The sequence below is a fragment of the Pseudaminobacter soli (ex Zhang et al. 2022) genome (assembly GCF_014595955.1).
GTDB lineage: Bacteria > Pseudomonadota > Alphaproteobacteria > Rhizobiales > Rhizobiaceae > Kumtagia > Kumtagia pseudosoli.
Genome location: NZ_JABVCF010000042.1, coordinates 1 through 1,222, shown reverse-complemented (window position 1 = coordinate 1,222; position 1,222 = coordinate 1). Strand labels below are relative to the sequence as shown.

1 protein-coding gene is annotated in these 1,222 nt (G+C 67.3%); it reads left to right on the top strand.

The features are described from left to right. Positions 1-10: 10 nt before the first annotated feature. On the top strand, positions 11-1,222 hold a 1,212-nt coding region (locus HUI96_RS29000), incomplete at its 3' end, for a DNA methyltransferase (RefSeq protein ID WP_188258169.1).

Below are 1,222 nucleotides of genomic sequence, written 5' to 3'. Positions count from 1 at the left end.
CGGGGGCAGCGTGACCATCCAGTTCGCACCGGAAGCCATCGAGCAGTGGCCGATCGAGCGGCTGAGGCCCTATGCCAAGAACGCGAAGACGCATGCGCCGGACCAGGTGGCGAGAATAGCCGCCAGCATGGCCGAGTTCAGCTGGACGGTGCCAGTCCTGGTCTCGGCCGAGGGCGAGGTGATCGCGGGCCACGGCCGCATCCTGGCGGCCGGTGAACTCGGGCTGGCAAATGTGCCGGTGATCGTGCTCGAGCACCTCAGCGAAGCGCAGCGGCGGGCGTATCGGATCGCCGACAACAAATTGACCGAACTCGGCGGCTGGGACGACAGCCTGCTGTCCGATGAGCTTCAGGCACTCAGCGCCGACGGCTTTGATCTTTCCCTCACCGGCCTCGACGAGGCCGAACTCGATCGGCTCCTGGGCGAGCTTGGCGAGAACACAGGAGTGATTGCCGGCGAAGATGAAGTTCCGGAGCCGCCGGCTGAGCCCGTCACCCGTCCCGGTGATCTCTGGGTGCTCGGCCGGCATCGGCTGCTCTGCGGCGATGCCACCGTGGCCAGCGATGTCGAGCGGCTGCTGGCCGGAACCGTTCCGCACCTGATGGTGACCGACCCGCCCTATGGCGTAGAGTACGATCCCACCTGGAGGAATGAGGTGGGCGTGTCGACCGCCAGCCGCACCGGCAAAGTGGCGAACGATCACCGCGCCGACTGGCGTGAGGCCTGGGCGCTGTTTCCCGGCGATGTCGCTTATGTCTGGCATGCCGGTGTGCACGCCTCCACGGTGGCCGACAGTCTGGTCGCCGCCGGCTTCGGCATTCGTTCCCAGATCATCTGGGCGAAGCCGCGCCTGGTGCTGAGCCGCGGCCACTATCATTGGCAGCACGAGCCGGCCTGGTATGCTGTTCGAGACGGGGCGACCGGCCACTGGCAGGGAGCCCGTGACCTGACCACCATCTGGGAGATTGGCAGTGCTGATCAGGGCGAGGACGACGCCACCGTGCATGGCACGCAGAAGCCGGTCGAATGCATGCGCCGGCCGATCCTCAACAACAGCGCCACAGGGGCTGCGGTCTACGAGCCGTTCTCGGGATCGGGCACCACCATCATAGCCGCCGAGACCACTGGCCGCGCCTGCTTCGCCATGGAACTCGACCCGCGCTACTGCGATGTGGCGGTGGAGCGCTGGCAGCGGTTTACCGGCCGGCAGGCGGTGCGCCAG